General features: G+C 58.7%; 22 protein-coding genes. 15 read left to right on the forward strand and 7 right to left on the reverse strand.

The annotated features are described in order from the left end of the window. Positions 1 to 241: 241 nt before the first annotated feature. Genes kdpE through kdpF form a run of 6 tightly spaced genes read right to left on the reverse strand, consistent with a single transcriptional unit; the run spans position 242 to position 8,028 of the window. On the reverse strand, positions 242 to 919 hold the full coding sequence (kdpE, locus tag EV102420_RS12195) for a two-component system response regulator KdpE (RefSeq protein ID WP_042392108.1): 678 nt from the start codon (positions 917 to 919) through the stop codon (positions 242 to 244). Beyond that, a complete protein-coding gene (kdpD, locus tag EV102420_RS12200) occupies positions 916 to 3,603 on the reverse strand; it encodes a two-component system sensor histidine kinase KdpD (protein WP_042392110.1) in 2,688 nt (895 codons plus the stop codon). Before kdpD ends, kdpE begins: the two co-directional genes overlap by 4 nt. After that, positions 3,600 to 4,181: a potassium-transporting ATPase subunit KdpC gene (gene kdpC, locus EV102420_RS12205; protein WP_042392111.1), complete on the reverse strand. Its 582-nt coding sequence runs from the start codon at positions 4,179 to 4,181 to the stop codon at positions 3,600 to 3,602. The genes kdpD and kdpC overlap by 4 nt, the downstream gene beginning before the upstream one ends. Before the next feature lie 12 nt (positions 4,182 to 4,193). Then, a complete protein-coding gene (gene kdpB, locus EV102420_RS12210) occupies positions 4,194 to 6,242 on the reverse strand; it encodes a potassium-transporting ATPase subunit KdpB (RefSeq protein ID WP_042392112.1) in 2,049 nt (682 codons plus the stop codon). Between the two features lie 17 nt (positions 6,243 to 6,259). Further along, positions 6,260 to 7,939, reverse strand: coding sequence for a potassium-transporting ATPase subunit KdpA (kdpA, locus tag EV102420_RS12215; RefSeq protein WP_042392114.1), 1,680 nt, complete (start codon positions 7,937 to 7,939; stop codon positions 6,260 to 6,262). Beyond that, positions 7,939 to 8,028 carry a K(+)-transporting ATPase subunit F gene (gene kdpF / locus EV102420_RS12220; protein ID WP_042392117.1) on the reverse strand — a complete coding sequence of 30 codons (90 nt, stop codon included), beginning with the start codon at positions 8,026 to 8,028 and terminating at the stop codon, positions 7,939 to 7,941. Before kdpF ends, kdpA begins: the two co-directional genes overlap by 1 nt. A gap of 334 nt (positions 8,029 to 8,362) precedes the next feature. Here kdpF and EV102420_RS12225 point away from each other — a divergent pair, with 334 nt between their 5' ends. The 9 genes from EV102420_RS12225 (at position 8,363) to nei (ending at position 15,987) form a co-directional block, all read left to right on the forward strand. Then, positions 8,363 to 8,569, forward strand: coding sequence for a DUF2517 family protein (locus tag EV102420_RS12225; protein WP_042392118.1), 207 nt, complete (start codon positions 8,363 to 8,365; stop codon positions 8,567 to 8,569). Between the two features lie 269 nt (positions 8,570 to 8,838). Next, positions 8,839 to 9,654 (forward strand): CAAX protease, encoded by an 816-nt coding sequence (locus EV102420_RS12230; protein WP_255211680.1) that lies wholly within the window; start codon positions 8,839 to 8,841, stop codon positions 9,652 to 9,654. A gap of 58 nt (positions 9,655 to 9,712) precedes the next feature. Further along, complete coding sequence (locus EV102420_RS12235) at positions 9,713 to 10,669, forward strand: YbgA family protein (protein ID WP_042392121.1); 957 nt, start codon at positions 9,713 to 9,715, stop codon at positions 10,667 to 10,669. A gap of 12 nt (positions 10,670 to 10,681) precedes the next feature. After that, positions 10,682 to 12,100 (forward strand): deoxyribodipyrimidine photo-lyase, encoded by a 1,419-nt coding sequence (phrB, locus tag EV102420_RS12240; protein ID WP_042392124.1) that lies wholly within the window; start codon positions 10,682 to 10,684, stop codon positions 12,098 to 12,100. A 9-nt stretch (positions 12,101 to 12,109) separates the two neighbouring features. Beyond that, positions 12,110 to 12,853: a type 2 GTP cyclohydrolase I gene (locus tag EV102420_RS12245; RefSeq protein ID WP_042392324.1), complete on the forward strand. Its 744-nt coding sequence runs from the start codon at positions 12,110 to 12,112 to the stop codon at positions 12,851 to 12,853. A gap of 15 nt (positions 12,854 to 12,868) precedes the next feature. Continuing rightward, entirely contained in the window at positions 12,869 to 13,525 is a 657-nt protein-coding gene (pxpB, locus tag EV102420_RS12250; protein ID WP_042392126.1) for a 5-oxoprolinase subunit PxpB, read from the forward strand. Beyond that, complete coding sequence (gene pxpC, locus EV102420_RS12255; RefSeq protein ID WP_042392127.1) at positions 13,519 to 14,451, forward strand: 5-oxoprolinase subunit PxpC; 933 nt, start codon at positions 13,519 to 13,521, stop codon at positions 14,449 to 14,451. The genes pxpB and pxpC overlap by 7 nt, the downstream gene beginning before the upstream one ends. After that, positions 14,441 to 15,178 carry a 5-oxoprolinase subunit PxpA gene (gene pxpA / locus EV102420_RS12260; RefSeq protein ID WP_042392326.1) on the forward strand — a complete coding sequence of 246 codons (738 nt, stop codon included), beginning with the start codon at positions 14,441 to 14,443 and terminating at the stop codon, positions 15,176 to 15,178. The genes pxpC and pxpA overlap by 11 nt, the downstream gene beginning before the upstream one ends. A 17-nt stretch (positions 15,179 to 15,195) precedes the next feature. After that, entirely contained in the window at positions 15,196 to 15,987 is a 792-nt protein-coding gene (gene nei / locus EV102420_RS12265; RefSeq protein ID WP_042392129.1) for an endonuclease VIII, read from the forward strand. Positions 15,988 to 16,032: 45 nt separating this feature from the next. On the opposite strand, the gene EV102420_RS12270 is transcribed toward nei, so the two are convergent. Then, a complete protein-coding gene (locus EV102420_RS12270; RefSeq protein ID WP_042392130.1) occupies positions 16,033 to 17,319 on the reverse strand; it encodes a citrate synthase in 1,287 nt (428 codons plus the stop codon). A 638-nt stretch (positions 17,320 to 17,957) separates the two neighbouring features. Between EV102420_RS12270 and sdhC the strand changes: the two genes are divergently transcribed. The 6 genes from sdhC to odhB all read left to right on the forward strand — a co-directional run bounded on the left by sdhC (position 17,958) and on the right by odhB (position 25,501). Further along, positions 17,958 to 18,362 (forward strand): succinate dehydrogenase cytochrome b556 subunit, encoded by a 405-nt coding sequence (gene sdhC, locus EV102420_RS12275; RefSeq protein ID WP_042392132.1) that lies wholly within the window; start codon positions 17,958 to 17,960, stop codon positions 18,360 to 18,362. Next, positions 18,356 to 18,703, forward strand: a complete 348-nt coding sequence (gene sdhD, locus EV102420_RS12280; protein WP_042392134.1) for a succinate dehydrogenase membrane anchor subunit — start codon at positions 18,356 to 18,358, stop codon at positions 18,701 to 18,703. The genes sdhC and sdhD overlap by 7 nt, the downstream gene beginning before the upstream one ends. Then, positions 18,703 to 20,469 carry a succinate dehydrogenase flavoprotein subunit gene (gene sdhA / locus EV102420_RS12285; RefSeq protein WP_042392136.1) on the forward strand — a complete coding sequence of 589 codons (1,767 nt, stop codon included), beginning with the start codon at positions 18,703 to 18,705 and terminating at the stop codon, positions 20,467 to 20,469. Before sdhD ends, sdhA begins: the two co-directional genes overlap by 1 nt. A 14-nt stretch (positions 20,470 to 20,483) precedes the next feature. Beyond that, entirely contained in the window at positions 20,484 to 21,200 is a 717-nt protein-coding gene (gene sdhB, locus EV102420_RS12290) for a succinate dehydrogenase iron-sulfur subunit SdhB (RefSeq protein WP_042392139.1), read from the forward strand. Positions 21,201 to 21,443: 243 nt separating this feature from the next. Beyond that, complete coding sequence (gene sucA / locus EV102420_RS12295) at positions 21,444 to 24,251, forward strand: 2-oxoglutarate dehydrogenase E1 component (protein WP_042392141.1); 2,808 nt, start codon at positions 21,444 to 21,446, stop codon at positions 24,249 to 24,251. Between the two features lie 14 nt (positions 24,252 to 24,265). After that, positions 24,266 to 25,501: a 2-oxoglutarate dehydrogenase complex dihydrolipoyllysine-residue succinyltransferase gene (odhB, locus tag EV102420_RS12300; protein ID WP_042392142.1), complete on the forward strand. Its 1,236-nt coding sequence runs from the start codon at positions 24,266 to 24,268 to the stop codon at positions 25,499 to 25,501. The last annotated feature ends 13 nt before the right edge of the window (positions 25,502 to 25,514 follow it).

The raw sequence follows: 25,514 nt of genomic DNA on the forward strand, positions 1-25,514 counted from the left end.
TTAGGTAAAAGCCATCCCTCAACTCTTATAAGGAATTGATTTTACAGGTTGGGATATAGCGCGAAGCTAACTGATGTCGGGGGCCATTCTATCGGTGTATTTATTTTTCACCGTGAGGCTGATCAATAAAAATAGCGCGTAGAGGGGATATTTAAATTTAATTTTGCGTTATTACGCCGTTATTTAAGAGGTTAGGATTAACCTGTGGAATTAAATTTCAGCGTAAAATTAAAATACATATTTACAGCATGAAGCGGTAACCAATTCCGGTTTCGGTAATAAAGTGACGCGGACGGGCCGGATCGTTTTCCAGCTTTTGGCGCAGGTGGCCCATATAGATACGCAAATAGTGGCTGTGTTCAACCGCATTAGGGCCCCACACCTCGCGCAGCAGCTGTCGCTGGGTGAGCACCTTACCGTGGTGGCCTATCAGCACAGCCAGCAGGCGAAACTCGATGGGCGTCAGGTGGATCTCCTCTTCGCCGCGCTGAATGCGCCTGGCGGCCAGGTCAACGCGCACATCAGAGAAGGTTATCAGCGGATCGCTCTGACTGGCGTTACCGTGGCGGCGAAGCGCGACCCGCAGGCGCGCCTGTAGCTCCCCAATGCCAAACGGCTTGCTGAGATAGTCATCCGCCCCGGCGTCGAGGGCGGCGATTTTATCCTGCTCCTCGACGCGGGCAGAGAGCACGATGATCGGCGTCTGGCTCCACTGGCGCAGATCGCGAATAAAATCGAGGCCGTCGCCGTCGGGCAGGCCAAGATCGAGGATAATCGCATCGGGTTTACGCGTTGCCGCTTCCAGCAGGCCGCGCTGCAGGGTCTGCGCCTCGTGTACCCGCAGGCCATCCGCCTCCAGCGCGGCGCGCACAAAGCGAACGATAGCCTGCTCATCCTCTACGATTAAAATGTTGATCACGCTTCTCCGGTTAACTCGTCAAGCGCTGGCGGCGCGGTTTGCGGGAGTGTAACACGAAAGCTGGCGCCCCCCTCAGGTCGGTTGACAACGGCGATCGTGCCGCCGTGAACCTCGACAATGGCTTCGCAGATAGCCAGCCCCAGCCCCACGCCTGGAATAGCAGACTCTTTGTTACCCCGGGCGAATTTAGCAAAAATGGCCTGCTCTTGCCCCGCCGGGATCCCCGGCCCGCTGTCCCACACCTCCAGCCGGAGCTGGTTCTCCTCCCGCCAGGCGTTAATGCCGATCGTCGCCGCAGGCCCGGCATATTTCATGGCGTTCTCCAGCAGGTTAACCAGCACGCGCTCAAACAGCGGGCCGTCGACGCGTACCAGCATCAACGGGTCGGGCAGGGCCAACTGAACCGGCCGGCCGCCGCTGATAGCATCCAGCGCCTGCAGGGCGCTACCGACGATCTCCTCCAGCGTTAGCCACTCCAGCTTCAGGCTAAAACCGCCGGACTGGATGCGCGCCATATCAAGCAGGTTATTCACCAGCCGGGTCATGCTCAGCACCTGCTGGCGGATCTCACTGGCCTGCGGAGCATGTTTTGAACCGTCGCTGGCCAGATCGAGGGTTAAAATCTCCGCCTGACCAAACAGCACGGTGAGCGGAGTACGCAGATCGTGAGAGAGCGCCGCCAGCAGCGAGTGGCGAATGCTCTCCCGCTCGCTGGTAAGCCTGGCGTGCTGTTCGCTGGTGGTTAATGCCAGCCGCTCCAGCGCGCTGGTCACCAGCAGGGCGAAAGTTTCCAGCAGCCGCTGCTGCTCGGGGATCATCAGCTGACGCAGGCTGGTTGGCTCGACGATCGCCACCCCCCAGGTTTTATCCCCGTTTTTCAGGGGCAGAATAAGGTAGGGCACGCCGGGCAGGGTATCGGTGCCAGCGCCAGCGGGCAGGCCTTTGCTCAGGCTCCATTGGGCGATGGCTTCATCCCACGGGGTCATGCTCTGCGCAGGCGTTACCGCCCGCAGCTTACCGTTCTCGTCCGGGAGCAGGATCTGGCTGCGGGCATGAAAGGTCGACTGGATAAACTTTTCGCCGGTGAGGGCGATATCCTGCTCGCTGCGACCCACCGCCAGCGCTTTCGACATCTCATACAGGTGGCGGGTCCGCTGTTCGCGGTAGCGGGCGATGCGGGCCTGATAGCGAACCCCTGCGGTCAGGTTACCGATCACCAGCCCCACCGTCAGCATCACGCCAAAGGTCAGCAGGTACTGGACGTCGGAGACCGCCAGCGTGCCGCGCGGGGCGATAAAAAAGAGATCGAAACTGATGACATTAATGACGGTCGCCAGCACCGACGGCCAACGCCCGTAGAGCAGGGCCACGATCACCACCCCTAGCAGATAGAGCATCACCAGGTTGGCGGCGTCGAAAGCGATCAACCACTGGCTGGCAATAAAGGTGATCAGGGCGCAAAGCGCAATCGCCACCAGTCCGCCGGTGATCTGTACCCGCCACTTCTCCATCAGCGGACGGGCGTCGACGTGGCGCGACGAATAAGAAGAGGCGCTCTCTTCAACGGCAACGACCAGCAGATCGAGATCGGGCGCGTGGCGGGCAAGACGCTCGGCGAAAGAGGGGGGATGCCACCAACGGCGCTGGCCCTGGCGGCCAATGACGATTTTGCCCAGATTATGCTCCCGGGCGTAGCGCAGCACGGCCCGCTCCTCTGCCGGATCGGCAAGGGTGGCGGTCTCCGCCCCCAGCGACTGCGCCAGCCGCAGGGCGCTTAAAATGGCCCGCCGCTGCTGGGCGGGCAGCTTGTGCAGGGTGGGCGTCTCAACGTAGACCGCATGCCAGACGCTGCCCAGCTTCGCCGCCAGCCGCGCGGCGGTACGCACCAGCTTCTCATTGCCCTGACCGTGACCGATGCAGAGCAGAATGGCGTCGCGGGTATGCCAGACCTTCTCCAGGCCCTCGTTGTCGCGCCAGGCACGCATCTGGGAATCAACGCGGTCAGCGGTGCGCCGCAGGGCCAGCTCGCGCAGGGCGATCAGGTTGCCCTTGCGGAAAAAGTGCTCAATAGCGCGCTCGGCCTGGCCGCCCATATAGACCTTGCCCTCGTGCAGGCGCTGGCGGAGATCGTCCGGGGGCAGGTCAACCAGCACCACGTCGTCAGCGGCGTCAAAAAAGGGATCCGGCACGGTCTCCCGCACCTGGATCCCAGTGACGCCGCTCACCACATCGTTCAGGCTCTCCAGATGCTGTACGTTGAGGGTGGTGAAGACGTCAATGCCCGCCTCCAGCAGCTCGTCGACATCCTGCCAGCGCTTCGGATGGCGGGAGCCGGGAGCGTTGGTGTGGGCCAGCTCGTCCATCAGGATCAGCGCCGGACGCCGGGCCAGCGCCCCGTCGAGGTCGAACTCTGCCAGACGCCGCCCCCGATGGTTAATGGCGTTGAGTGGCAGGATCGCCAGGTTTTCCAGCATCGCCGCTGTCTCCTGACGGCCATGGGTCTCAACCACACCCGCCACGATATCCAGCCCCTGCGCCCGCAGCCGTTGCGCTTCGGCGAGCATGGCGAAGGTTTTGCCCACCCCCGCACAGGCCCCGAAAAAGATCTTCAGCTTGCCGCGATGCGTGCTGCTGGCCTGCTCCAGCAGGCGATCGGGATCGGGACGCAACGGCTCGTCTGTCATTTAGGTGTGTCCTTATACGCATCAAGGGCGAGATTTAGCTCCACAATATTCACTCCCGGCTCGCCGGTAAAGCTCAGCAGCGGTTTGTGAGTATGTTTGGCGACCAACTCTGCAACCTGCGCAGCCGACAGGTTACGCGCCGCCGCCACACGCGGGATCTGCCAGGCCGCAGCCTGCGGCGACAGGCCGTAATCCAGTCCGCTGGCGGAGGCGGTGACCAGCTCAACCGGCACGCGCGGGTTAGCCTGGGGGTTGGCGGCGCGTAACGCCGCGATGCGGGCGGTGAACGCCTCATCAAGTGCCGGATTGCTGCCCGCCAGGTTGCTGCCTCCCGACGCCTGCGGATTGTAAGGCGCATCAGCGGTAGCGGAAGGGCGGCCGTGGAAGTAGCCCGGCGCGCTAAACTCCTGGCCGATCAGGCGCGACCCACGGACCTGGTTATCCTCCAGGATCAGCGAGCCGTTGGCCTGCGCCGGAAACAGTCCCTGACCGAGCAGGGTAGTGACCAGCGGGTAGAGTCCGCCAACGATCAGCGTTAACAGCAGCAGGAGAAGAAATGCGGAACGAAGTGACGTCATGGTGTGATCCTCTTAAACCAGGCCGAAAAGCGTTAACAGCAGATCGATCGCTTTGATACCGATAAAGGGCACGATCAGCCCACCCAGGCCGTAGATCCACAGATTACGGCGCAGCATCGCCTGAGCCGAGAGCGGCGTATAGCTCACCCCTTTTAAGGCCAGCGGGATCAGGACAATAATAATCAGCGCATTGAAGATCACCGCGCTGAGGATCGCCGAGCTGGGGGAATGAAGATGCATAATATTCAGGGCGTTCAGCGGCGGATAGGTCACCGCAAACGCAGCAGGAATAATGGCAAAGTACTTCGCCACGTCGTTGGCGATGCTGAAGGTCGTCAGCGAGCCACGGGTCATCAGCATCTGTTTGCCAATATGCACCACCTCGATCAGCTTGGTGGGGTTGGAGTCGAGATCCACCATGTTACCCGCCTCCTTGGCCGCCTGAGTCCCGGAGTTCATCGCCACCGCTACGTCGGCCTGGGCCAGCGCTGGGGCATCATTGGTGCCGTCACCGGTCATCGCCACCAGCCGACCTTCGGCCTGGTACTGGCGGATCAGCGCCAGCTTGGCTTCCGGCGTCGCCTCGGCCAGAAAATCATCCACCCCCGCCTCGGCGGCAATGGCGGCGGCGGTCAGGCGGTTATCCCCCGTGATCATCACCGTTTTGATACCCATCTTGCGCAGCTGGGCAAAGCGCGCCTTGATCCCGCCTTTGACCACATCCTTCAAGGGGATCACCCCCAGCACCCGGTTGCCCTCGGCAACGACCAGCGGCGTTGCGCCCCGGCTCGCCACCTGTTCAACCAGGGCGTCGACCTCGGCGGGAAACTCGCCGCCGTTGGCGGCAATGTGACGGCGCAGGGCATCGACCGAGCCCTTGCGGATCTGCCGATCCTGAATGTTGATGCCGCTCATTCGCGTCTGGGCGGTGAAGGGGACAAAGGTGGCGTTCAGGCTCTGGACGTCGCGCTCGCGCAGATTAAAGCGCTGCTTCGCCAGCACCACGATGCTGCGCCCCTCCGGGGTCTCATCCGCCAGTGAGGCCAGCTGGGCCGCATCGGCCAGGGTTTGCTCGTCCACGCCCTTAGCCGGTAAAAATTCGGCGGCCTGGCGGTTGCCAAGGGTGATGGTGCCGGTTTTATCCAGCAGCAGCACGTCGATATCCCCCGCCGCCTCTACCGCCCGGCCGCTGGTGGCGATGACGTTCGCCCCGAGCATCCGGCTCATCCCGGCGACGCCGATGGCCGAGAGCAGGCCGCCGATAGTGGTCGGGATCAGACACACCAGCAGGGCGACCAGCACAGTGACGCTCACCGCGGTTCCACCCCAGGCAGAGAAGGGCCAGAGGGTAGCGGTGGCCAGCAGGAAGACAATCGTCAGGGCCACCAGCAGAATGGTCAGCGCGATCTCGTTGGGCGTTTTCCGCCGCTGCGCACCCTCAACCATGGCAATCATCCGGTCGAGGAAGGTCTCGCCGGGGTTGACGCTGCAGCGGATCACCAGCCAGTCAGAAAGGATGCGCGTGCCGCCGGTGACCGAGGCAAAATCACCCCCGGATTCACGGATCACCGGCGCGGACTCGCCGGTAATGGCGCTCTCATCCACCGATGCGCCGCCCTCAATGGCCTCGCCGTCGCAGGGGATGGTATCGCCCGCTTCCACCAGCACCACGTCGCCCCGGCGCAGGTCAGCCGCAGGGATGCGATCGGAGGGTGCCCCATACTGCGGGGAGCGCAGTTTGCGGGCGAAGGCGGTTTTGTTGACGCCTTTCAGGCTGCTGGCCTGGGCTTTGCTGCGCCCCTCGGCCAGCGCTTCGGCGACGTTGGCAAACAGCACGGTAAACCACAGCCAGAGGCTAATCGCGCCGGTAAAGGCCGCGCTGCCGCTGAGATAGCCTGCGGCCATAGCAATCGCCAGCAGGGTAGTGAGCAGGCTGCCGATCCAGACGATAAACATCACTGGGTTACCCCACTGCACCCGTGGGTTGAGTTTTACAAAAGAGGCGATTAGTGCCTCGCGAACCAGTGCGGGTTCAAACAGGGCAAGTTGCTTACGACTCATAAAGGCTCCCGCCAGGCTTAGCGTAAGGAAAGGTGTTCCGCGATTGGACCTAAGGCCAGCGCGGGGATAAAGGTCAGCGCGCCCACGAGCAGCACGGTGCCGATCAGCAGGCCAACAAACAGCGCGCCGTGGGTAGGCAGCGTACCGGGGCTGACGGGCTGGCTCTTTTTCATCACCAACGATCCGGCGATGGCCATGACCGGGACGATCACGCCGAAGCGGCCGAAAAACATGCAGAACGCCAGCAGACAGTTCCAGAACGGGGTATTGGCGCTGAGACCGGCAAAGGCGCTGCCGTTGTTATTGGCTGCGGACGAGACGGCGTAGAGCACCTCGCTAAAGCCATGTGCCCCAGGGTTAAGCATGCCCGCGCGTCCGGCGTCGGTCATCATTGCCAGCGCCGTACCGAGCAGCACCAGCGCAGGGGTGACGAGGATCGCCAGCGCGGTCATCTTCATCTCCCGTACGTCGATCTTTTTCCCCAGATACTCCGGCGTGCGGCCGATCATCAGCCCGGCGATAAATACCGCCAGCAGCACAAAGAGCAGCATGCCGTAGAGGCCCGATCCGACCCCGCCGAAGACCACCTCGCCAATCTGCATCAGCCACAGCGGCACCATGCCTCCCAGCGCGGTAAAGGAGTCGTGCATCGCATTGACCGCGCCGCAGGAGGCCGCGGTGGTCACTACCGCAAAGAGGCTGCTGGCGAGGATGCCAAAGCGGCTCTCTTTCCCCTCCATATTGGCGGTGCCGTCCGCCCCCAGCGTCAGCAGATGCGGGTTGCCGTTCAGCTCGGCCCACATCACCAGCCCGGCGCAGATGACAAAAATAATCGACATCGCCCAGAGAATGGCGTGGCCCTGACGACGGTCGCCTACCGCATCACCGAAGGCGAAGCACAGTGCCGTAGGGATCAGGAAAATGGCCAGCATCTGCAGGAAGTTAGTCAGCGCCGTTGGGTTCTCAAACGGATGTGCGGAGTTGGCATTGAAGAAGCCCCCGCCGTTGGTCCCCAGCATCTTGATCGCCTCCTGGGAAGCGACCGGCCCCATTGGCAGCAGACCCTTGACGCCCTCCAGCGAGGTGTAGGGTTGATACGCGTTGAGGTTTTGCAGCGCCCCCTGCTGGATAAAAATCAGCGCCAGCAGCAGGGCGAGGGGCAGCAGTACCCACAGGGTGATACGGGTGATATCTATCCAGGCGTTACCCAGCGTACTGACGCTTTTGCGGGAAAAGGCGCGGATCAGGGCGAAGATCACCGCCATCCCGCTGGCAGCAGAGAGAAAGTTCTGCACCGTCAGGCCAACCATTTGGCTGAAGTAGCTCAGCGTGCTCTCGCCGCTATAGGATTGCCAGTTGGTGTTCGCCACAAAGCTCACGGCGGTATTCAGTGCCAGATGCCACGACAGCCCAGGCAGCTGCTGTGGGTTAAACGGCAGCTGCGCCTGAAACGTCAGGATCAAAAACAGCACCAGCACGCCGAGCAGGTTGATGGCGAGGATCGCCAGTAAATAGTGACGCCACGTCATCTCCTTCGGCTGGATGCCGGTGATGCGCCAGATGCCACGCTCAATTGTCGCGGTGCCGGGCAACGATCTATCCGCAATCAGCCTCGCCAGCAGCGTCCCCAGCGGACGCGCCAGCAGAAACAGCACCAGTAAAAAGCTGGCAATCAGTAAAAACGCCTGTGCCGCCATCAGAAGGCCTCCGCGTTAATCAGGGCATAAACCAGATAGCCCAACAACAGGAAAACCAGTACCACACCGGTTATCACGCCTGCACTCACACTCCACCTCCGTGGTGTTCTTAGGATGTGCAGTGAAGGTAGGATTTTCGGCGCAAAGATTTTGCAAAAATTGGCGAGGCGGGTGTAAAAAAAGTATAAAAATCAGAAAGGCACAATTTAACTAATGTTTAGTATTAATTTAACTATTCTGTAACTTTCCTACGCGACAAGGGTAAATATTTCGGCAACGATGAAAAAATAGTGGTCGGATGAGTAGTAAAATTACAGACAAAGCGGTACTATTTTAACCAGTGAAGTAAATTGATTATTTCGGTGAACATTACCGGCACGCCAGCCCCGTGAAGGATAGCGGGGTAAAAAGGGGGAAAAACGTATGTCTCTATATCATGATTATCCAGTGCATGTGATCGTAGCCCGGCGCGTTTTTGCCGTGGTGGCAGGCGTAGCGGCGCTGCCGTTTATGCTGTTCTGGAAAGATCGCGCTCGTTTCTACAGCTATCTGCACCGCGTCTGGGCGAAAACCAGCGATAAGCCGGTATGGATGGATCAGGCCGAAAAAGTGGCCTGCGATTTCTATTAAATAAAAGGGCAAAGCCCACACAGCAGCTAAGCAAACCGCCCTTCGGGGCGGTTTTTTTATGCGTGGAATGTGAAAAACCCCAGCAGAGCCGGGGTTTTCAAAACTTTTGCCTGATATGCTTTCACTAGAACCCATGCAGCATGGGGGATGATTCGGCATTGGCTAACGTTATGAGGTCAGATTAGCGCAGAGCGATAAGCCGGTCAACAGTGAGGTTATTTGGAGTTAGGTCTAAAAAAACACAACCACCATCAGGAGCAGGAGCGACTATGCCAGGAAGCATACCGGATTACGCACCCATTCTCTCGTTATTATCCCCAGCCCGGCTGGCTACCATTGAACGAACCTTTACTATTCAATCCCCAGTAGAAATATATGGCTTTACTATCTGGTTACAGAATGCAGCAGCTTCGCTTTATCCCTTTGTGCAACAGCTGGAGTTAATTTTACGTAATTCAATCGACAAGGCGGCGAAAGAGCGATTTGGCGAATATTGGTGGAATACTGTTCGCTATGATGATTCGAAAGATAATCATACTAAATTTATTAAGGGTATTCGGAGCGCAGAGCTGACATTAAGAAAGAGAGGCAAAAACAAACAGGCGGCATGCTTGGGATCCAATAGCCCATCTGAGGCAGCTTCCTCAGCCTCTGGGTTTGGGCATGATGATATTATTGCTGCTACCACGTTTAGCACATGGGAAGCGGTACTGCTTGAGGCGTGGCATACCGATCTTAATGCAGATAAACACCTCTACCTCTGGCCATTGTCACTGACTAAAGCGTTCAGAAGGCTTAGCGTGATTGATCACCGTCCAACAGAAGCGCGTCGCAAAGTGCTTAATCTTTTAAAAGAGATTAGGGATTATAGAAACAGGCTTTTTCATCATGATTGTATCTGGATAAAATCTAAAAGCGTTGATGCGCAAACTGCAATTGAATCGATACGCGAAAAAATAAACTCGACAAACTTCTTCAACAGACCGGGTGTGGAAAGTTTTCAGTACCGCTTATGTTTAAAAAGCAGGCATGTGTATTTTATCAGCTCCGATAAGCCACATTTATTTATTGGCATCTTGTTATAACCATCGCGAATTCCTTGTCACTCCGGCTACACTTACGGAGAGTCTATAAGGAGCCGCTATGAGTGAAAAAATCCCTGTTGGCATCAGTGCCTGTCTGTTAGGGGAAACCGTGCGTTTTGACGGCGGGCACAAGCGACTGGCCTTTGCCGTTGAGGAGCTGTCGCCGTTAGTCCGTTTTGAGCCGGTCTGCCCGGAGATGGCCATTGGCCTGCCGGTTCCCCGTCCGGCACTGCGGCTGGTTAAAACGCCTGAAGGCGATCCGGCGCTGCGCTTTAGCGACGGACGCGAGGGCGATCTGACTCAGTCAATGCAGAGCTATGCGCATAAGCGTATCAGCCAGTTTGATCACCTCTGCGGCTATATCGTCTGCGCAAAATCACCCAGCTGCGGCATGGAGCGGGTGCGCGTCTACGATGCCGACGGCAAAAATAACCGCAAGGCCGGGCGCGGGATCTATACCGAAATATTAATGCAAACCTATCCCTGGCTGCCCGTAGAAGAGGATGGTCGTCTGCACGATCCGCTGATCCGCGAAAACTTTGTCGAGCGTATCTACGCCCTGCACGAGCTTAACGGCGTACGCGAGCGTGGGCTAACGCGCGGGGAGCTGATCGCTTACCACAGTCGCTACAAGCTGCTGCTGCTGGCCCACTCTCAGCCCAAGTACCGCGAGCTGGGGCGCTTTGTGGCAGCCATTCACGAGTGGGAATCGCTCGATGAGTGGTTTGTTGAGTATCGCCAGCGGCTGATGGATCTGCTCTCTCATCAGGCCACCAGGCGCAACCACACCAACGTGCTGATGCATGTTCAGGGCTATTTCCGTAAGCAGCTTAATACCCGTCAGCGCGAGGAGCTGTCGTCGCTCATCGAGCGCTATCGGCAGGGGACTCAGCCGCTGCTTGCCCCGGTGACGTTGCTCAAGCACTACATGGCCGAATTCCCCGATGCGTATCTCGCCGGGCAGCGCTACTTTGACCCGTGGCCAGAGACCCTGCGCCTTCGTTACGGACATTAATTCAGGAGCTGTATGACCACCCATCTGGTCTGGTTTCGCGCGGATCTTCGCGTGAAGGATAACCTTGCCCTCGCCGCCGCCTGCCGGGATCGCCACGCCAGGGTGCTGGCACTCTTTATCTCGACCCCCAGGCAGTGGGAAAAGCATGACATGGCGGCGCGGCAGGCGGCGTTTATGCAGTCCCATCTTCACAGCCTTCAGCATGAACTGGCGGAAAAAGGGATCCCGCTGCTGTTCGTTGAGGTTGATGATTTCAACGCCAGCGTAGGGGCAGTAAAAGAGATCTGTGAAGAGCACGACGTTACGCATCTTTTCTACAACTATCAGTACGAGATCAACGAGCGTCAGCGCGATGCCGCCGTTGAGCGGGCGCTGCCGGAGGTCACCTGCCAGGGGCTGGATGACAGCGTCATGCTTGCCCCCGGCAGCGTGATGACCGGCGATCGGCAGATGTATAAAGTCTTCACCCCGTATAAAAACGCCTTTCTGCGCAGGCTGAGAGAGGATCTGCCCGAGTGCGTGGCTGCGCCCGCCGTGCGCGAGGGTGGGGCGCTAAGCGACACCCTCAAGCCGCTCACTCTCACCTACCCGCAGCAGGATTTCGACCCCAGCCTCTTTCCAGCAACGGAGCAGGCGGCCGTTGAACGGCTGCGCGCGTTTTGCCGCAATGAGGTCGGGGAGTATGAGGCTCGACGCGATTTTCCCGCGCTCGATGCCACCAGCCGGCTCTCGCCCTGTCTGGCGCTCGGCGTCATCTCTCCGCGCCAGTGCCTGCACCGGCTGCTGGCGGAGCAGCCCGATGCCCTGGACGGCGGTGCGGGCGCGGTTTGGTTGAATGAGCTTATCTGGCGCGACTTCTATCGTCATCTGATGACCTGGTATCCCGATCTCTGCAAGCATCGGCCCTTTATCCCCTGGACCGAACGCGTGCAGTGGCAGAGTCAGCCTGAGCATTTGCAAGCCTGGCAGGCGGGACGCACCGGCTACCCCATTGTCGATGCGGCGATGCGTCAGATGAATAACACCGGCTGGATGCATAATCGCCTGCGCATGATTACCGCCAGCTTCCTGGTAAAAGACTTACTGATCGACTGGCGCATCGGAGAGCGCTATTTTATCTCTCAGCTTATCGATGGCGATCTGGCGGCTAACAACGGCGGCTGGCAGTGGGCGGCGTCAACGGGTACCGATGCCGCACCCTATTTTCGCATCTTTAACCCCACCACCCAGGGCGAAAAATTTGATAAGCACGGCGAGTTTATTCGCCAGTGGCTGCCCGAGCTGGCGAAGGTGCCAGCGGCCTCGCTGCACGATCCCTGGGGATGGGCGGATAAGCAGGGTGTGTCGCTGGACTATCCCCGCCCGGTGGTCGATCATAAACAGGCCCGCGCGGCCACGCTGGCCGCATATGAAACCGCAAGAAAATCGTAGAGAGAGATGATGAACAACAGCGAACTGGAACGCCTGATTAACGATAAGCTTAACAGCGCGACCTTCAGTGACTATGCGCCCAACGGCCTACAGGTCGAGGGCCGTGATGAAGTCCAAAAAATTATTACCGGCGTGACCGCCAGCCAGGCGCTGATCGATGAGGCCATACGCCAGCAGGCCGATGCCATCATCGTCCACCATGGCTACTTCTGGAAAGGCGAATCCCCAACGATCCGCGGCATGAAGCGCAATCGTCTTAAGGCCCTGCTCGCCAACGATATCAATCTGTATGGCTGGCACCTGCCGCTGGACGCTCACCCGGAGCTGGGAAATAACGTTCAGCTGGCGGCGCTGCTGGGCATTACCGTGAAAGGCGAAATTGAGCCGCTGGTTCCCTGGGGCGAGCTGGCGATGCCGGTCCCTGGCCTGGAGCTGGCGTCGTGGATTGAAGCCCGGCTTGGCCGTCGACCGCTGTGGAGCGGCGATAACGGCCCGGATAGGATCCAGCGCGTGGCATGGTGCACCGGCGGCGGGCAGGGCTTTATCGACAGCGCCGCGCGTTTCGGGGTCGATGCCTTTATCACCGGCGAAGTCTCCGAGCAGACCATTCACAGTGCCCGGGAGCAGGGGTTGCACTTCTACGCGGCGGGGCATCACGCAACCGAGCGCGGTGGCATTCGCGCCCTCAGCGAGTGGCTGACCGAAAATACAGATTTAGACGTCACATTTATCGATATTCCCAATCCAGCATGATGCAAGGGGGACTAAGTGCAGCGAGCACGTTGTTATCTGTTAGGTGAGACCGCCGTGGTACTGGAGCTTGAGCCTCCGGTGACCCTGGCGAGCCAGAAACGTATCTGGCGACTGGCTCAGCGGGTGGTTGAATTGCCCAATGTTGTCGATGTGATCCCCGGTATGAACAACGTAACCGTTGTGCTGGCGGATCCGCAGGAGAAAGCGCTGGATGCCATTGAGCGGCTACAGCGCTGGTGGGAGGAGAGCGAGGCCCTGGAGCCAGAGTCGCGCTTTATTGAGATCCCGGTGGTGTACGGCGGCGCGGCGGGGCCGGATCTGGCCGTGGTGGCAGAGCACAGTAACCTCAGCGAAAAGCAGGTGGTTGAACTGCATGCCTCCGTCGACTATGTGGTTTGGTTCCTCGGCTTCCAGCCGGGCTTTCCCTATCTGGGCGGGCTGCCGGAACCCTTGCATACCCCGCGTCGCGCGGAGCCACGTCTCTCGGTGCCTGCCGGATCGGTAGGCATCGGCGGAGAGCAGACCGGGATCTACCCGCTGGCGACGCCGGGCGGCTGGCAGCTTATCGGCCATACGTCGCTGGCGCTGTTCAACCCTGATAACAACGATCCTGTGCTTTTGCGCCCCGGCGACCGGGTGCGCTTTGTCCCGCAGAAGGAGGGCGTATGCTGACGGTAATTCGCGCCGGGATGTACACCTCGGTACAGGGTGGCAAACGCAAGGGGCTGCGCCAGTCCGGCATCAGCTACTGCGGCGCGCTGGATGCCCCGGCGTTGGAGATTGCCAACGCGCTGGTGGGCAATGCGCCTGACGATGCGGCGCTGGAGATGGCGCTCGGCCAGTGCGAATTTGAGTTTGCCCACGACGTCTGGTTTGCCCTTACCGGGGCAGGCTGCGACGCGACGCTGGACGGCAAGGCGGTGTGGACCGGCTGGCGGCATCAGGCCCGCGCCGGACAGCGGCTGGTGCTTAAGCGTCCCCGGCATGGGATGCGCAGCTACCTGGCGGTAGCTGGCGGTTTTGACGTGCCCGAGGTGATGGGATCCTACAGCACCGACCTGAAGGTCGGTATTGGCGGCTTTGCGGGACGGCTGTTGCAGGATGGCGATCGGCTGCCGATCCGCGCCTGCGAGCGCCGCTTCTCTGGCCCGCGGGGAGTGAAGCAGCTCCTGTGGGGCAACCGCATTCGTGCCCTGCCGGGGCCGGAGTACCAGTCGTTCGATACCGCTTCGCAGGAGGCGCTGTGGCGGCTGCCGTGGCAGCTTAGCCCGCAGAGTAACCGCATGGGCTACCGTCTTCAGGGGCCGCAGTTGAAGCGGCGTGAAGAGCGAGAGCTGCTCTCCCACGGGCTGGTTCCCGGCGTGATTCAGGTGCCGCATAACGGCCAGCCTATTGTGCTGATGAATGACGCCCAGACCACCGGCGGCTACCCGCGCATCGCCTGCATTATCGAGGCGGATATGTATCACCTGGGGCAGATTCGCCTTGGCGATCCTATCCACCTTGTCCCTTGCACCCTGGAAGATGCGCTCCGCGCCCGCCGCGAGCAGCGGCTGTTCCTCGACCAGCTAGCCCGGGGGTTGCGTGATCAAGATTGATCTCAACGCCGATCTCGGGGAGGGCAGTGCCAGCGACAGCGCCCTGTTACAGCTGGTCTCCTCGGCCAACATCGCCTGTGGCTTTCACGCGGGCGATGCGCAAACCATGCAGGCCTGCGTGCGTGAGGCGCTAAAAAACGGCGTGGCGGTGGGGGCGCACCCCAGCTTTCCCGATCGGCAGAACTTTGGCCGTACGGCGATGGATCTCCCTCCGGAGACCGTCTATGCGCAAACGCTCTATCAGGTAGGCGCGCTGGCGGCTATCGTTCACGCTGAAGGCGGCAGGATGCGGCACGTTAAGCCGCACGGCATGCTCTACAACCAGGCGGCGAAGGATCCGGCTCTCGCCGATGCGATTGCCCGGGCGGTGCACGCCTGCGATCCCGCGTTGATTCTGGTAGGGCTGGCGGGCAGCGAGCTGATCCGCGCCGGGGAGCGCCACGGTTTGCCCACCCGGGAAGAGGTCTTTGCCGACCGGGGGTATATGAGCGATGGCTCGCTGGTGCCACGCTCCCAGCCAGGGGCGCTGATCGACGACGAAGCGCAGGCCCTGACGCAAACCTTAGAGATGGTGCAGGGCGGACGGGTAAAAAGCATTCAGGGAGAGTGGACACGCGTTAACGCCCAGACGGTATGCCTGCACGGCGACGGCGAGCATGCCTTGATCTTTGCTCAACGCCTGCGCGAGGCCTTTGCCGCCAGCAATATTGCCGTCACCGCCAGTTAATTGAGTAAGGAGAAGCTATGCCGGAAGGCCCCGAGATCCGCCGGGCGGCAGACAGCCTTGAGAAAGCCATTCAGGGCAAGCCGCTCACCGAAGCCTGGTTTGCCTTTGAACACCTGAAGCCCTGGGAGGCGGAGCTTGCCGGGCAGCATGTCGATCGTATCGAAACGCGCGGTAAAGCGCTGCTAACCCACTTCTCCGGCGGCATGACCCTCTACAGCCATAACCAGCTCTACGGCGTCTGGCGAGTCGTGAAGGCCGGTCAGGAGCCGCAGACTAACCGTATCCTGCGGGTAAAGCTGGCCGCTGCCGATAAGGCTATTCTGCTCTACAGCGCCTCGGATATCGAGATGCTGACGCCGGAGCAGCTGACCGTTCATCCCTTCTTGCAGCGCGTCGGGCCAGACGTGCTCGATCCGAGTTTGGACGTCGAGACGGTGCGGGAGCGACTCATCTCTCCGCGCTTTCGCCGTCGTCAGTTTTCGGGGCTGCTGCTGGATCAGGCTTTTCTTGCCGGGCTGGGTAACTATCTACGGATCGAAATCCTGTGGGCTACCGAGCTTGCGCCCACCCATCGCGCTGCCGATCTCAGTGAGACGCAGCTGGATGCGCTGGCAGCCGCCCTGCTGGACGTGCCGCGTCTCTCTTACCGCACGCGCGGCAAGGTCAATGAGAAGCGCCACCATGGGGCACTGTTTCGCTTTAACGTGTTTCATCGGGCGGGGAAGGCGTGCAGTCGCTGCGGAGGAACGATCGAGAAGACAACCCTGTCGTCGCGGCCGTTTTATTGGTGTCCGGGATGCCAAAAATAAAAAGCCCGGCAAGCGTAGCGCCGCCGGGCTGAGCAGAAGAGCAGATTAGCGGTTCTGCAGATCGGATTTGAAATCGCGCTGTTCGTAGCCGGTATAGAGCTGACGCGGACGGGCGATTTTGATGCCGTCGTCGTGCATTTCGTTCCAGTGGGCGATCCAGCCCACGGTACGCGCCATCGCAAAGATAACGGTAAACATGGATGACGGAATACCCATCGCTTTCAGGATGATGCCGGAGTAGAAGTCCACGTTCGGGTAGAGTTTCTTCTCAATGAAGTACGGATCGTTGAGCGCAATGTGCTCAAGCTCCATCGCCACCTGCAGCAGGTCGTCTTTGGTGCCCAGCTCTTTCAGCACTTCATGGCAGGTTTCACGCATCACGGTCGCGCGCGGGTCATAGTTTTTATAAACACGATGACCAAAGCCCATCAGGCGGAAAGAGTCGTTTTTGTCTTTGGCACGACGCACGAATTCCGGAATGTGCTCAACGGTGCTGATCTCTTCCAGCATCTTCAGCGCCGCTTCGTTCGCGCCGCCGTGCGCCGGTCCCCACAGGGAGGCAATACCGGCCGCAATACAGGCAAACGGGTTAGCGCCCGAGGAGCCAGCGGTACGTACCGTAGAGGTAGAGGCGTTCTGCTCGTGATCGGCGTGCAGGATCAGGATGCGGTCCATGGCGCGTTCCAGCACCGGGTTGACCTCATACTTCTCACACGGCGTAGAGAACATCATGTTCAGGAAGTTGCCCGCGTAGGAGAGATCGTTGCGCGGATAAACAAAAGGCTGCCCGATTGAATATTTGTAACACATTGCCGCTACGGTTGGCATTTTGGACAGCAGACGGAACGCGGCGATCTCACGGTGGCGCGGATTATTAACGTCCAGCGAGTCGTGATAGAAGGCCGCCAGCGCACCGGTCACGCCGCACAGCACCGCCATCGGGTGAGAGTCGCGACGGAAGCCGTGGAACAGACGGGTGATCTGCTCGTGGATCATGGTGTGACGCGTAACGATGGTTTTGAACTCGTCAAACTCGTCCTGAGTTGGCTTCTCACCCTTCAGCAGGATGTAGCACACTTCCAGGTAGTTTGATTCAGTTGCCAGCTGGTCAATCGGAAAACCGCGATGGAGCAGAATGCCTTCGTCACCGTCGATAAAGGTGATTTTAGATTCGCAGGATGCGGTAGAGGTGAAACCCGGGTCAAAGGTAAAAACTCCTTTTGAGCCGAGCGTGCGGACATCAATGACGTCCTGACCGAGCGTGCCCTGTAGCACATCCAGTTCAATAGCATCGCCACCATTGTAGGTTAGGGTAGCTTTCTTATCAGCCATTTACGGTCTCCTTAGCGCCTTATGCTTAAGACTGTAGGGAAGAAGCCGGATTTGCATTCATACAGAAAATCAATGTTACCACTTTGTTATTTGGCGCGTGTCTCTGTTGAGCGGAGTAAGCAGGGTACAGAGCGATGAGCGCTAGCAGGCAAACATTAAAATACCGTGAAAAATCAGCAAATCAGGCTTTTTACAGTCCGAATTTGTCAAACCTGTATATCACTAATAACTGTCCTGATAACGTCGGTCAATCCTTCTCACTGTTACATAACTAATTCTCAGGTGAAAGAGAGACCCCATAACTTTTACGAATTATATGACTTTTCCGCTGACGTTTGTAACAATAATGTTTAAGTTTTGTCAAATCTCATGGTTAAAAATTAAAAATATGTTGGTATCGTGATGGAGGTCACTGTTCAGCATAAAACCCGACAAAGTGTATGTAGGTTAATTGTAATGATTTTGTGAACATCCTATACTGCCGCCAGGTCTCCGGAATACCCTGCCGTCCCGAGCCACCAGCGTTGTAATGCGTCGTTTAGCCTACGAAAGCATGAAATTTTGCATGACGAGCAGTTATACAAATGGACGCTGTCTGACCCGCCTGCAGACCGGAGGAAGGAAACTATAAGAACAGCATGTGGGCGTTATTCATGATAAAAAATGCTAAGAAACAAAGACCTGTCAATCTGGATCTCACAACGATCCGGTTCCCTGTTACGGCTATAGCGTCCATCCTCCACCGCGTGTCCGGCGTCATCACCTTCGTGGCGATCGGCATTCTGCTGTGGCTGCTGGGCCTGTCGCTCTCCTCACAAGAGGGCTTCCAGCACGCCGCTGCCATCATGGATAGCTTTTTCGTTAAGTTCATCATGTGGGGCATTCTCACCGCGCTGGCCTATCACGCCGTGGGCGGTATCCGCCACATGCTGATGGATGTCGGCTATCTGGAAGAAACCTTCGCAGCAGGTCAACGTTCTGCCTATATTGCTATTGCAATTACTGTCGTGCTTTCAATTCTCGCAGGAGTCCTCGTATGGTAAGCAACGCCTCCGCATTAGGACGCAACGGCGTACATGACTTCATTCTGGTCCGCGCTACCGCTATCGTTCTGACGCTGTACATCATCTATATGGTGGGTTTTTTCGCCATCACCGGTGATGTCACCTATGAAGCCTGGACGGGCTTTTTCTCCTCCGCCTTTACCAAAGTGTTCACCTTGCTGGCGCTCGTTTCCACGTTGATCCACACCTGGATTGGCATGTGGCAGGTGTTTACTGACTACGTTAAATCCACGGCGCTGCGCCTTGGGTTACAGCTGCTCACCGTTGTGGCGCTGCTGGTATACGTTATTTATGGATTCGTTGTGGTGTGGGGTGTGTAATGAAACTGCCAGTCAGAGAATTTGATGCGGTTGTAATTGGTGCCGGTGGCGCAGGTATGCGCGCGGCGCTGCAGATTTCCCAAAGTGGCCAGAGCTGTGCGCTGCTGTCTAAAGTTTTCCCAACCCGTTCCCATACGGTCTCTGCGCAGGGTGGTATCACCGTAGCGCTGGGCAATACCCATGAAGACAACTGGGAATGGCACATGTATGACACGGTGAAAGGTTCCGACTATATCGGTGACCAGGACGCCATTGAATATATGTGTAAGACCGGCCCGGAAGCGATTCTGGAGCTGGATCACATGGGCCTGCCGTTCTCCCGTCTGGAGAATGGCACCATCTATCAACGTCCGTTTGGCGGCCAGTCGAAAGATTTCGGCGGCGAGCAGGCGGCACGTACCGCGGCGGCGGCGGACCGTACCGGTCATGCCCTGCTGCATACCCTTTATCAGCAGAACCTGAAAAACAAGACCACCATTTTCTCTGAGTGGTATGCGCTGGATCTGGTGAAAAACGCAGATGGCGCAGTGGTCGGCTGTACCGCCCTGTGCATCGAAACCGGAGAAGTGGTTTACTTCAAAGCGCGTGCAACGGTGCTGGCCACCGGCGGTGCAGGCCGTATCTACCAGTCCACCACCAACGCCCACATCAACACCGGTGACGGTGTCGGTATGGCGCTCCGCGCAGGCGTGCCGGTGCAGGATATGGAGATGTGGCAGTTCCACCCAACCGGTATCGCCGGTGCGGGCGTTCTGGTTACCGAAGGCTGCCGTGGTGAAGGCGGCTATCTGCTGAACAAGCACGGCGAACGCTTTATGGAGCGTTACGCGCCGAACGCCAAAGACCTGGCAGGCCGCGACGTGGTTGCGCGCTCTATCATGATCGAGATCCGCGAAGGCCGCGGCTGCGACGGTCCGTGGGGCCCGCACGCCAAGCTGAAGCTTGACCACCTCGGTAAAGAGGTTCTTGAATCCCGCCTGCCGGGCATCCTTGAGCTCTCCCGTACCTTTGCCCATGTCGATCCGGTGAAAGAGCCGATCCCGGTAATCCCGACCTGCCACTATATGATGGGCGGTATCCCAACCAAAGTGACTGGCCAGGCGCTGACCGTCAACGCCCAGGGCGAAGACGTGGTGATCCCGGGTCTGTTTGCCGTGGGTGAGATCGCCTGCGTATCGGTACACGGTGCCAACCGCCTCGGTGGTAACTCGCTGCTGGACCTGGTGGTCTTTGGTCGTGCGGTAGGTCTGCATCTGCAGGAGTCAATCGCCGAGCAGGGCGCGCTGCGTGATGCCACCGACGACGAAATTGACGCCTCGCTGGCACGCCTGAACCGTTGGAACAATAACCGCGATGGTGAAGATCCGGTGGCGATCCGTAAAGCATTGCAGGAGTGCATGCAGCATAACTTCTCGGTATTCCGCGAAGGTGATGCGATGGCGAAGGGTCTGGAGCAGCTGAAGGCCATCCGCGAGCGCCTGAAAAACGCCCGCCTGGACGATACCTCTAGCGAGTTCAACACCCAGCGCGTTGAGTGCCTGGAGCTGGATAACCTGATGGAGACCGCCTTTGCGACGGCGGTATCGGCCAACTTCCGTACCGAGAGCCGTGGGGCACATAGCCGCTTCGACTTCCCGGATCGTGACGATGAGAACTGGCTCTGCCACTCTCTGTATCTCCCTGAATCGGAATCCATGACGCGCCGCAGCGTGAACATGGAGCCTAAACTGCGTCCGGCGTTCCCGCCGAAGATTCGTACCTACTAAGCGGAGACCGGAAAATGAGAATCGAATTTTCAATCTATCGTTATAACCCGGATGTCGACGACGCGCCGCGTATGCAGGACTACACCCTGGAAGGGGAAGAAGGTCGGGATATGATGCTGCTGGATGCGTTAATCCAGCTGAAAGAGAAGGATCCGACCCTGGCGTTCCGCCGCTCCTGTCGTGAAGGGGTTTGCGGCTCCGACGGCCTGAACATGAACGGCAAAAACGGCCTGGCCTGCATCACGCCAATCTCGGCGCTGGGCAACGGCACCAAGAAAATTGTTATCCGTCCTCTGCCTGGATTGCCGGTTGTTCGCGATCTGGTGGTAGACATGGGGCAATTCTATGCACAATATGAGAAGATTAAGCCTTACTTATTGAATAATGGGCAAAATCCCCCCGCTCGCGAGCACCTACAGGCTCCCGAGCAGCGTGAGAAGCTCGATGGGCTCTATGAGTGCATTCTTTGTGCCTGCTGTTCCACCTCCTGTCCGTCATTCTGGTGGAACCCGGACAAGTTCATCGGCCCGGCTGGCCTGCTGGCCGCGTATCGCTTCCTGATCGACAGCCGCGATACCGAAACCGAGAGCCGTCTCGACGGGCTGAGCGATGCTTTCAGCGTATTCCGCTGTCATAGCATCATGAACTGCGTCAGCGTGTGTCCTAAGGGACTGAACCCGACACGCGCCATCGGCCATATTAAGTCGATGCTTTTGCAGCGCAGCGCATAAGCAGTAACGCCGGATGGCGCTGTGCTTATCCGGCCTACGCAACATGTAGGCCCGGTAAGCGTCGCGCCACCGGGCTAACAGAGTGACAGATTGCAGAGATCTTTAAAAACTGCCTGACAGACAGTTTTTAAAGGTTCCTTCGCGGGCCAAAGAGCTCGCTTGTGAACCCCGGTACGTGCGCTATACGGTGTACGTTGTAGTTATCCACGGCGAAGTAAGCATACAAATGCTTAAGGGATCACGATGCAGAACGGCGCAATGAAAGCCTGGCTGGACTCTTCTTACCTCTCTGGGTCTAACCAGAGCTGGATAGAACAGCTCTATGAAGACTTCTTAACCGATCCTGATTCGGTAGACGCAAACTGGCGTTCCATGTTCCAGGAGCTGCCTGGCACCGGCGTTAAACCGGATCAATTTCATTCCAAAACACGTGATTATTTTCGTCGTCTGGCGAAGGATGCCTCACGTTATACCTCCTCACTGTCCGACCCTGACACCAACGTTAAGCAGGTAAAAGTCCTGCAGCTCATCAACGCCTACCGCTTCCGCGGTCACCAGCAGGCGAACCTCGATCCGCTGGGCCTGTGGAAACAGGAGCGCGTTGCCGATCTCGACCCGGCCTATCACGACCTGACCGAAGCGGATCTGCAGCAGAGCTTTAACATCGGCTCCTTTGCCTTTGGCAAAGACACGATGCCGCTGGGCGAACTGATCGACGCCCTGAAGCAGACCTACTGCGGCTCTATCGGCGCTGAGTATATGCACATCACCAGCACCGAAGAGAAGCGTTGGATCCAGCAGCGGATTGAGTCCGTAGCGGGCCGCGCGGCCTTTAGCGCCGAAGAGAAAAAACGTTTTCTCAGCGAGCTGACCGCAGCCGAGGGGATGGAGCGCTATCTGGGGGCTAAATTCCCAGGGGCGAAACGCTTCTCGCTGGAGGGCGGCGATGCGCTGGTCCCGATGCTGAAAGAGATGATCCGTCACGCCGGTAAGAGCGGCACCCGCGAAGTGGTGCTGGGGATGGCACACCGCGGTCGTCTCAACGTGCTGATCAACGTGCTGGGTAAAAAGACTCAGGATCTGTTCGATGAGTTTGCGGGCAAGCATAAAGAGCACCTTGGCACCGGCGACGTGAAGTACCACATGGGCTTCTCGTCCGATATCGAAACCGAGGGCGGTTTAGTTCACCTGGCGCTGGCGTTTAACCCGTCGCACCTGGAGATCGTCAGCCCGGTGGTGATGGGCTCGGTGCGTGCGCGTCTCGATCGCCTCGATGAGCCGAGCAGCAACAAAGTTCTGCCGATCACCATTCACGGTGATGCGGCGGTAACCGGACAGGGCGTGGTGCAGGAAACGCTGAACATGTCCAAAGCCCGCGGCTACGAAGTGGGCGGCACGGTGCGTATCGTCATCAACAACCAGGTGGGCTTCACCACCTCTAACCCGCTTGATGCACGCTCTACGCCGTACTGCACCGATATCGGTAAAATGGTGCAGGCACCGATTTTCCACGTTAACGCTGACGATCCGGAAGCGGTGGCATTCGTCACCCGCCTCGCGCTCGATTTCCGTAACACCTTTAAGCGCGACGTCTTTATTGACCTGGTGTGCTACCGCCGTCACGGCCACAACGAAGCCGACGAGCCAAGCGCAACCCAGCCGCTGATGTACCAGAAGATCAAGAAGCACCCGACGCCGCGTAAAATCTACGCTGACCGTCTGGAGCAAGAGAAGGTCGCCTCTCTGGAAGATGCCACCGAGATGGTGAACCTCTACCGCGACATGCTTGACGCCGGTGAGTGCGTGGTAAAAGAGTGGCGTCCAATGAATATGCACTCCTTTACCTGGTCTCCTTACCTGAACCACGAGTGGGACGAGAGCTACCCGAACAAGGTAGAGATGAAGCGCGTTCAGGAGCTGGCGAAGCGTATCAGTACCGTACCCGACGCTATCGAAATGCAGTCGCGCGTGGCGAAAATCTACGGTGACCGTCAGGCGATGGCCGCAGGTGAGAAGCTCTTTGACTGGGGCGGCGCGGAAAACCTGGCCTACGCTACGCTGGTAGACGAAGGCATTGCGGTGCGTCTGTCTGGGGAAGACAGCGGCCGTGGTACGTTCTTCCACCGTCACGCGGTGATCCATAACCAGGCTAACGGCTCTACCTACACGCCGCTGCACCACGTCCACAATTCGCAGGGCACCTTCCGCGTCTGGGACTCCGTGCTCTCTGAAGAGGCCGTGCTGGCGTTCGAGTATGGCTATGCGACCGCCGAGCCGCGCACCCTGACCATCTGGGAAGCACAGTTTGGTGACTTCGCTAACGGTGCGCAGGTGGTGATCGACCAGTTCATCTCCTCCGGTGAGCAGAAGTGGGGCCGTATGTGCGGTCTGGTGATGCTGCTGCCGCACGGCTACGAAGGCCAGGGCCCGGAGCACTCCTCCGCCCGTCTGGAGCGCTATCTGCAACTCTGCGCCGAGCAGAACATGCAGGTTTGCGTGCCGTCTACCCCGGCGCAGGTTTACCACATGATCCGCCGTCAGGCGCTGCGCGGTATGCGCCGTCCGCTGGTGGTGATGTCGCCGAAGTCCCTGCTGCGCCATCCGCTGGCAGTATCGACGCTCGACGAGCTGGCAAACGGCACTTTCATGCCGGCCATCGGTGAGGTTGACGATCTTGATCCGCAAGGCGTTAAGCGCGTTGTCCTCTGTTCTGGTAAGGTTTATTACGACCTGCTTGAGCAGCGCCGTAAGAACGACCAGAAAGACGTCGCCATTGTGCGTATTGAACAGCTGTATCCGTTCCCGCATCAGTCGGTGCAGGAAGCGTTAAAACCTTATGCCCACGTACATGATTTTGTCTGGTGCCAGGAAGAGCCGCTGAACCAGGGCGCATGGTACTGTAGCCAGCATCATTTCCGTGAAGTGATTCCGTTTGGGTCCGCTCTGCGTTATGCAGGTCGCCCGGCCTCTGCCTCGCCGGCGGTAGGCTATATGTCCGTTCACCAGAAGCAGCAGCAAGATCTGGTTAACGACGCGCTGAACGTCGATTAATTAAAGGATAAATAATGAGTAGCGTAGATATTCTTGTTCCTGACCTGCCTGAGTCCGTAGCCGATGCGACCGTGGCCACCTGGCATAAAAAACCGGGCGATAGCGTCCAACGTGATGAAGTTCTGGTAGAGATCGAAACTGATAAAGTGGTACTGGAAGTACCGGCGTCAGCGGACGGCATCCTGGATGCCGTGTTGGAAGAGGAGGGCACCACCGTGACCTCTCGCCAGATCCTTGGCCGCCTGCGTGAAGGCAACAGCAACGGTAAAGAGAGCAGCGCGAAATCTGAAAGCAAAGAGTCGACTCCGGCTCAGCGTCAGCAGGCGTCCCTCGAAGAGCAGAACAACGAGGCGTTAAGCCCGGCGATCCGTCGTCTGTTGGCAGAGCACACCCTCGATGCCAACGCCATAAAAGGCACCGGTGTCGGCGGCCGCCTGACCCGCGAAGACGTTGAGAAGCACCTGGCGAAATCGTCAACGGCAACAGCAACCGAAGAGAAAGCACCGGCTGCTGCCGCTGCCGCGCCTTCTGTTACGCCAGTGGCGGGCAACCGTTCCGAGAAACGCGTGCCGATGACCCGTCTGCGCAAGCGCGTGGCCGAGCGTCTGCTGGAGGCAAAAAACTCCACCGCGATGCTGACCACCTTCAACGAAGTGAACATGAAGCCAATCATGGATCTGCGCAAGCAGTACGGCGACGCTTTCGAGAAGCGTCACGGTATCCGTCTGGGCTTTATGTCTTTCTATGTGAAAGCCGTGGTTGAAGCGCTGAAGCGCTATCCGGAAGTGAACGCCTCTATCGATGGCGAAGATGTGGTCTACCACAACTACTTCGACGTCAGCATGGCGGTCTCTACGCCGCGTGGCCTGGTGACCCCGGTGCTGCGTGACGTCGACGCGCTGGGCATGGCCGACATCGAGAAGCGAATCAAAGAGCTGGCGCTTAAAGGCCGTGACGGCAAGCTGACCGTTGAAGATCTGACCGGCGGTAACTTCACCATCACCAACGGCGGCGTCTTCGGTTCCCTGATGTCTACGCCGATCATCAACCCGCCGCAGAGCGCCATTTTGGGCATGCACGCAATCAAAGATCGCCCGATGGCGGTGGATGGCAAAGTAGAGATCCTGCCGATGATGTACCTGGCGCTCTCCTACGATCACCGTCTGATTGATGGCCGTGAATCGGTAGGCTTCCTCGTGGCCATCAAAGAGCTGCTGGAAGATCCGACCCGTCTGCTGCTGGACGTGTAGTTTTCGCACGCTT

The sequence above is a fragment of the Pseudescherichia vulneris NBRC 102420 genome (assembly GCF_000759795.1).
Lineage (GTDB): Bacteria > Pseudomonadota > Gammaproteobacteria > Enterobacterales > Enterobacteriaceae > Pseudescherichia > Pseudescherichia vulneris.

What these genes read in the sequence shown, in the direction of transcription:
- EV102420_RS12225 (WP_042392118.1), top strand. Translation starts at nt 8,363, where the DNA reads ATGTCTCTATATCATGATTATCCAGTGCATGTGATCGTAGCCCGGCGC.
- kdpB (WP_042392112.1), bottom strand. Translation starts at nt 6,242, where the DNA reads ATGAGTCGTAAGCAACTTGCCCTGTTTGAACCCGCACTGGTTCGCGAG.
- nei (WP_042392129.1), top strand. Translation starts at nt 15,196, where the DNA reads ATGCCGGAAGGCCCCGAGATCCGCCGGGCGGCAGACAGCCTTGAGAAA.
- odhB (WP_042392142.1), top strand. Translation starts at nt 24,266, where the DNA reads ATGAGTAGCGTAGATATTCTTGTTCCTGACCTGCCTGAGTCCGTAGCC.
- kdpA (WP_042392114.1), bottom strand. Translation starts at nt 7,939, where the DNA reads ATGGCGGCACAGGCGTTTTTACTGATTGCCAGCTTTTTACTGGTGCTG.
- EV102420_RS12235 (WP_042392121.1), top strand. Translation starts at nt 9,713, where the DNA reads ATGAGTGAAAAAATCCCTGTTGGCATCAGTGCCTGTCTGTTAGGGGAA.
- kdpD (WP_042392110.1), bottom strand. Translation starts at nt 3,603, where the DNA reads ATGACAGACGAGCCGTTGCGTCCCGATCCCGATCGCCTGCTGGAGCAG.
- sdhB (WP_042392139.1), top strand. Translation starts at nt 20,484, where the DNA reads ATGAGAATCGAATTTTCAATCTATCGTTATAACCCGGATGTCGACGAC.
- phrB (WP_042392124.1), top strand. Translation starts at nt 10,682, where the DNA reads ATGACCACCCATCTGGTCTGGTTTCGCGCGGATCTTCGCGTGAAGGAT.
- pxpC (WP_042392127.1), top strand. Translation starts at nt 13,519, where the DNA reads ATGCTGACGGTAATTCGCGCCGGGATGTACACCTCGGTACAGGGTGGC.
- kdpC (WP_042392111.1), bottom strand. Translation starts at nt 4,181, where the DNA reads ATGACGTCACTTCGTTCCGCATTTCTTCTCCTGCTGCTGTTAACGCTG.
- EV102420_RS12270 (WP_042392130.1), bottom strand. Translation starts at nt 17,319, where the DNA reads ATGGCTGATAAGAAAGCTACCCTAACCTACAATGGTGGCGATGCTATT.
- sdhC (WP_042392132.1), top strand. Translation starts at nt 17,958, where the DNA reads ATGTGGGCGTTATTCATGATAAAAAATGCTAAGAAACAAAGACCTGTC.
- sucA (WP_042392141.1), top strand. Translation starts at nt 21,444, where the DNA reads ATGCAGAACGGCGCAATGAAAGCCTGGCTGGACTCTTCTTACCTCTCT.
- EV102420_RS12245 (WP_042392324.1), top strand. Translation starts at nt 12,110, where the DNA reads ATGAACAACAGCGAACTGGAACGCCTGATTAACGATAAGCTTAACAGC.
- EV102420_RS12230 (WP_255211680.1), top strand. Translation starts at nt 8,839, where the DNA reads ATGCCAGGAAGCATACCGGATTACGCACCCATTCTCTCGTTATTATCC.
- sdhD (WP_042392134.1), top strand. Translation starts at nt 18,356, where the DNA reads ATGGTAAGCAACGCCTCCGCATTAGGACGCAACGGCGTACATGACTTC.
- sdhA (WP_042392136.1), top strand. Translation starts at nt 18,703, where the DNA reads ATGAAACTGCCAGTCAGAGAATTTGATGCGGTTGTAATTGGTGCCGGT.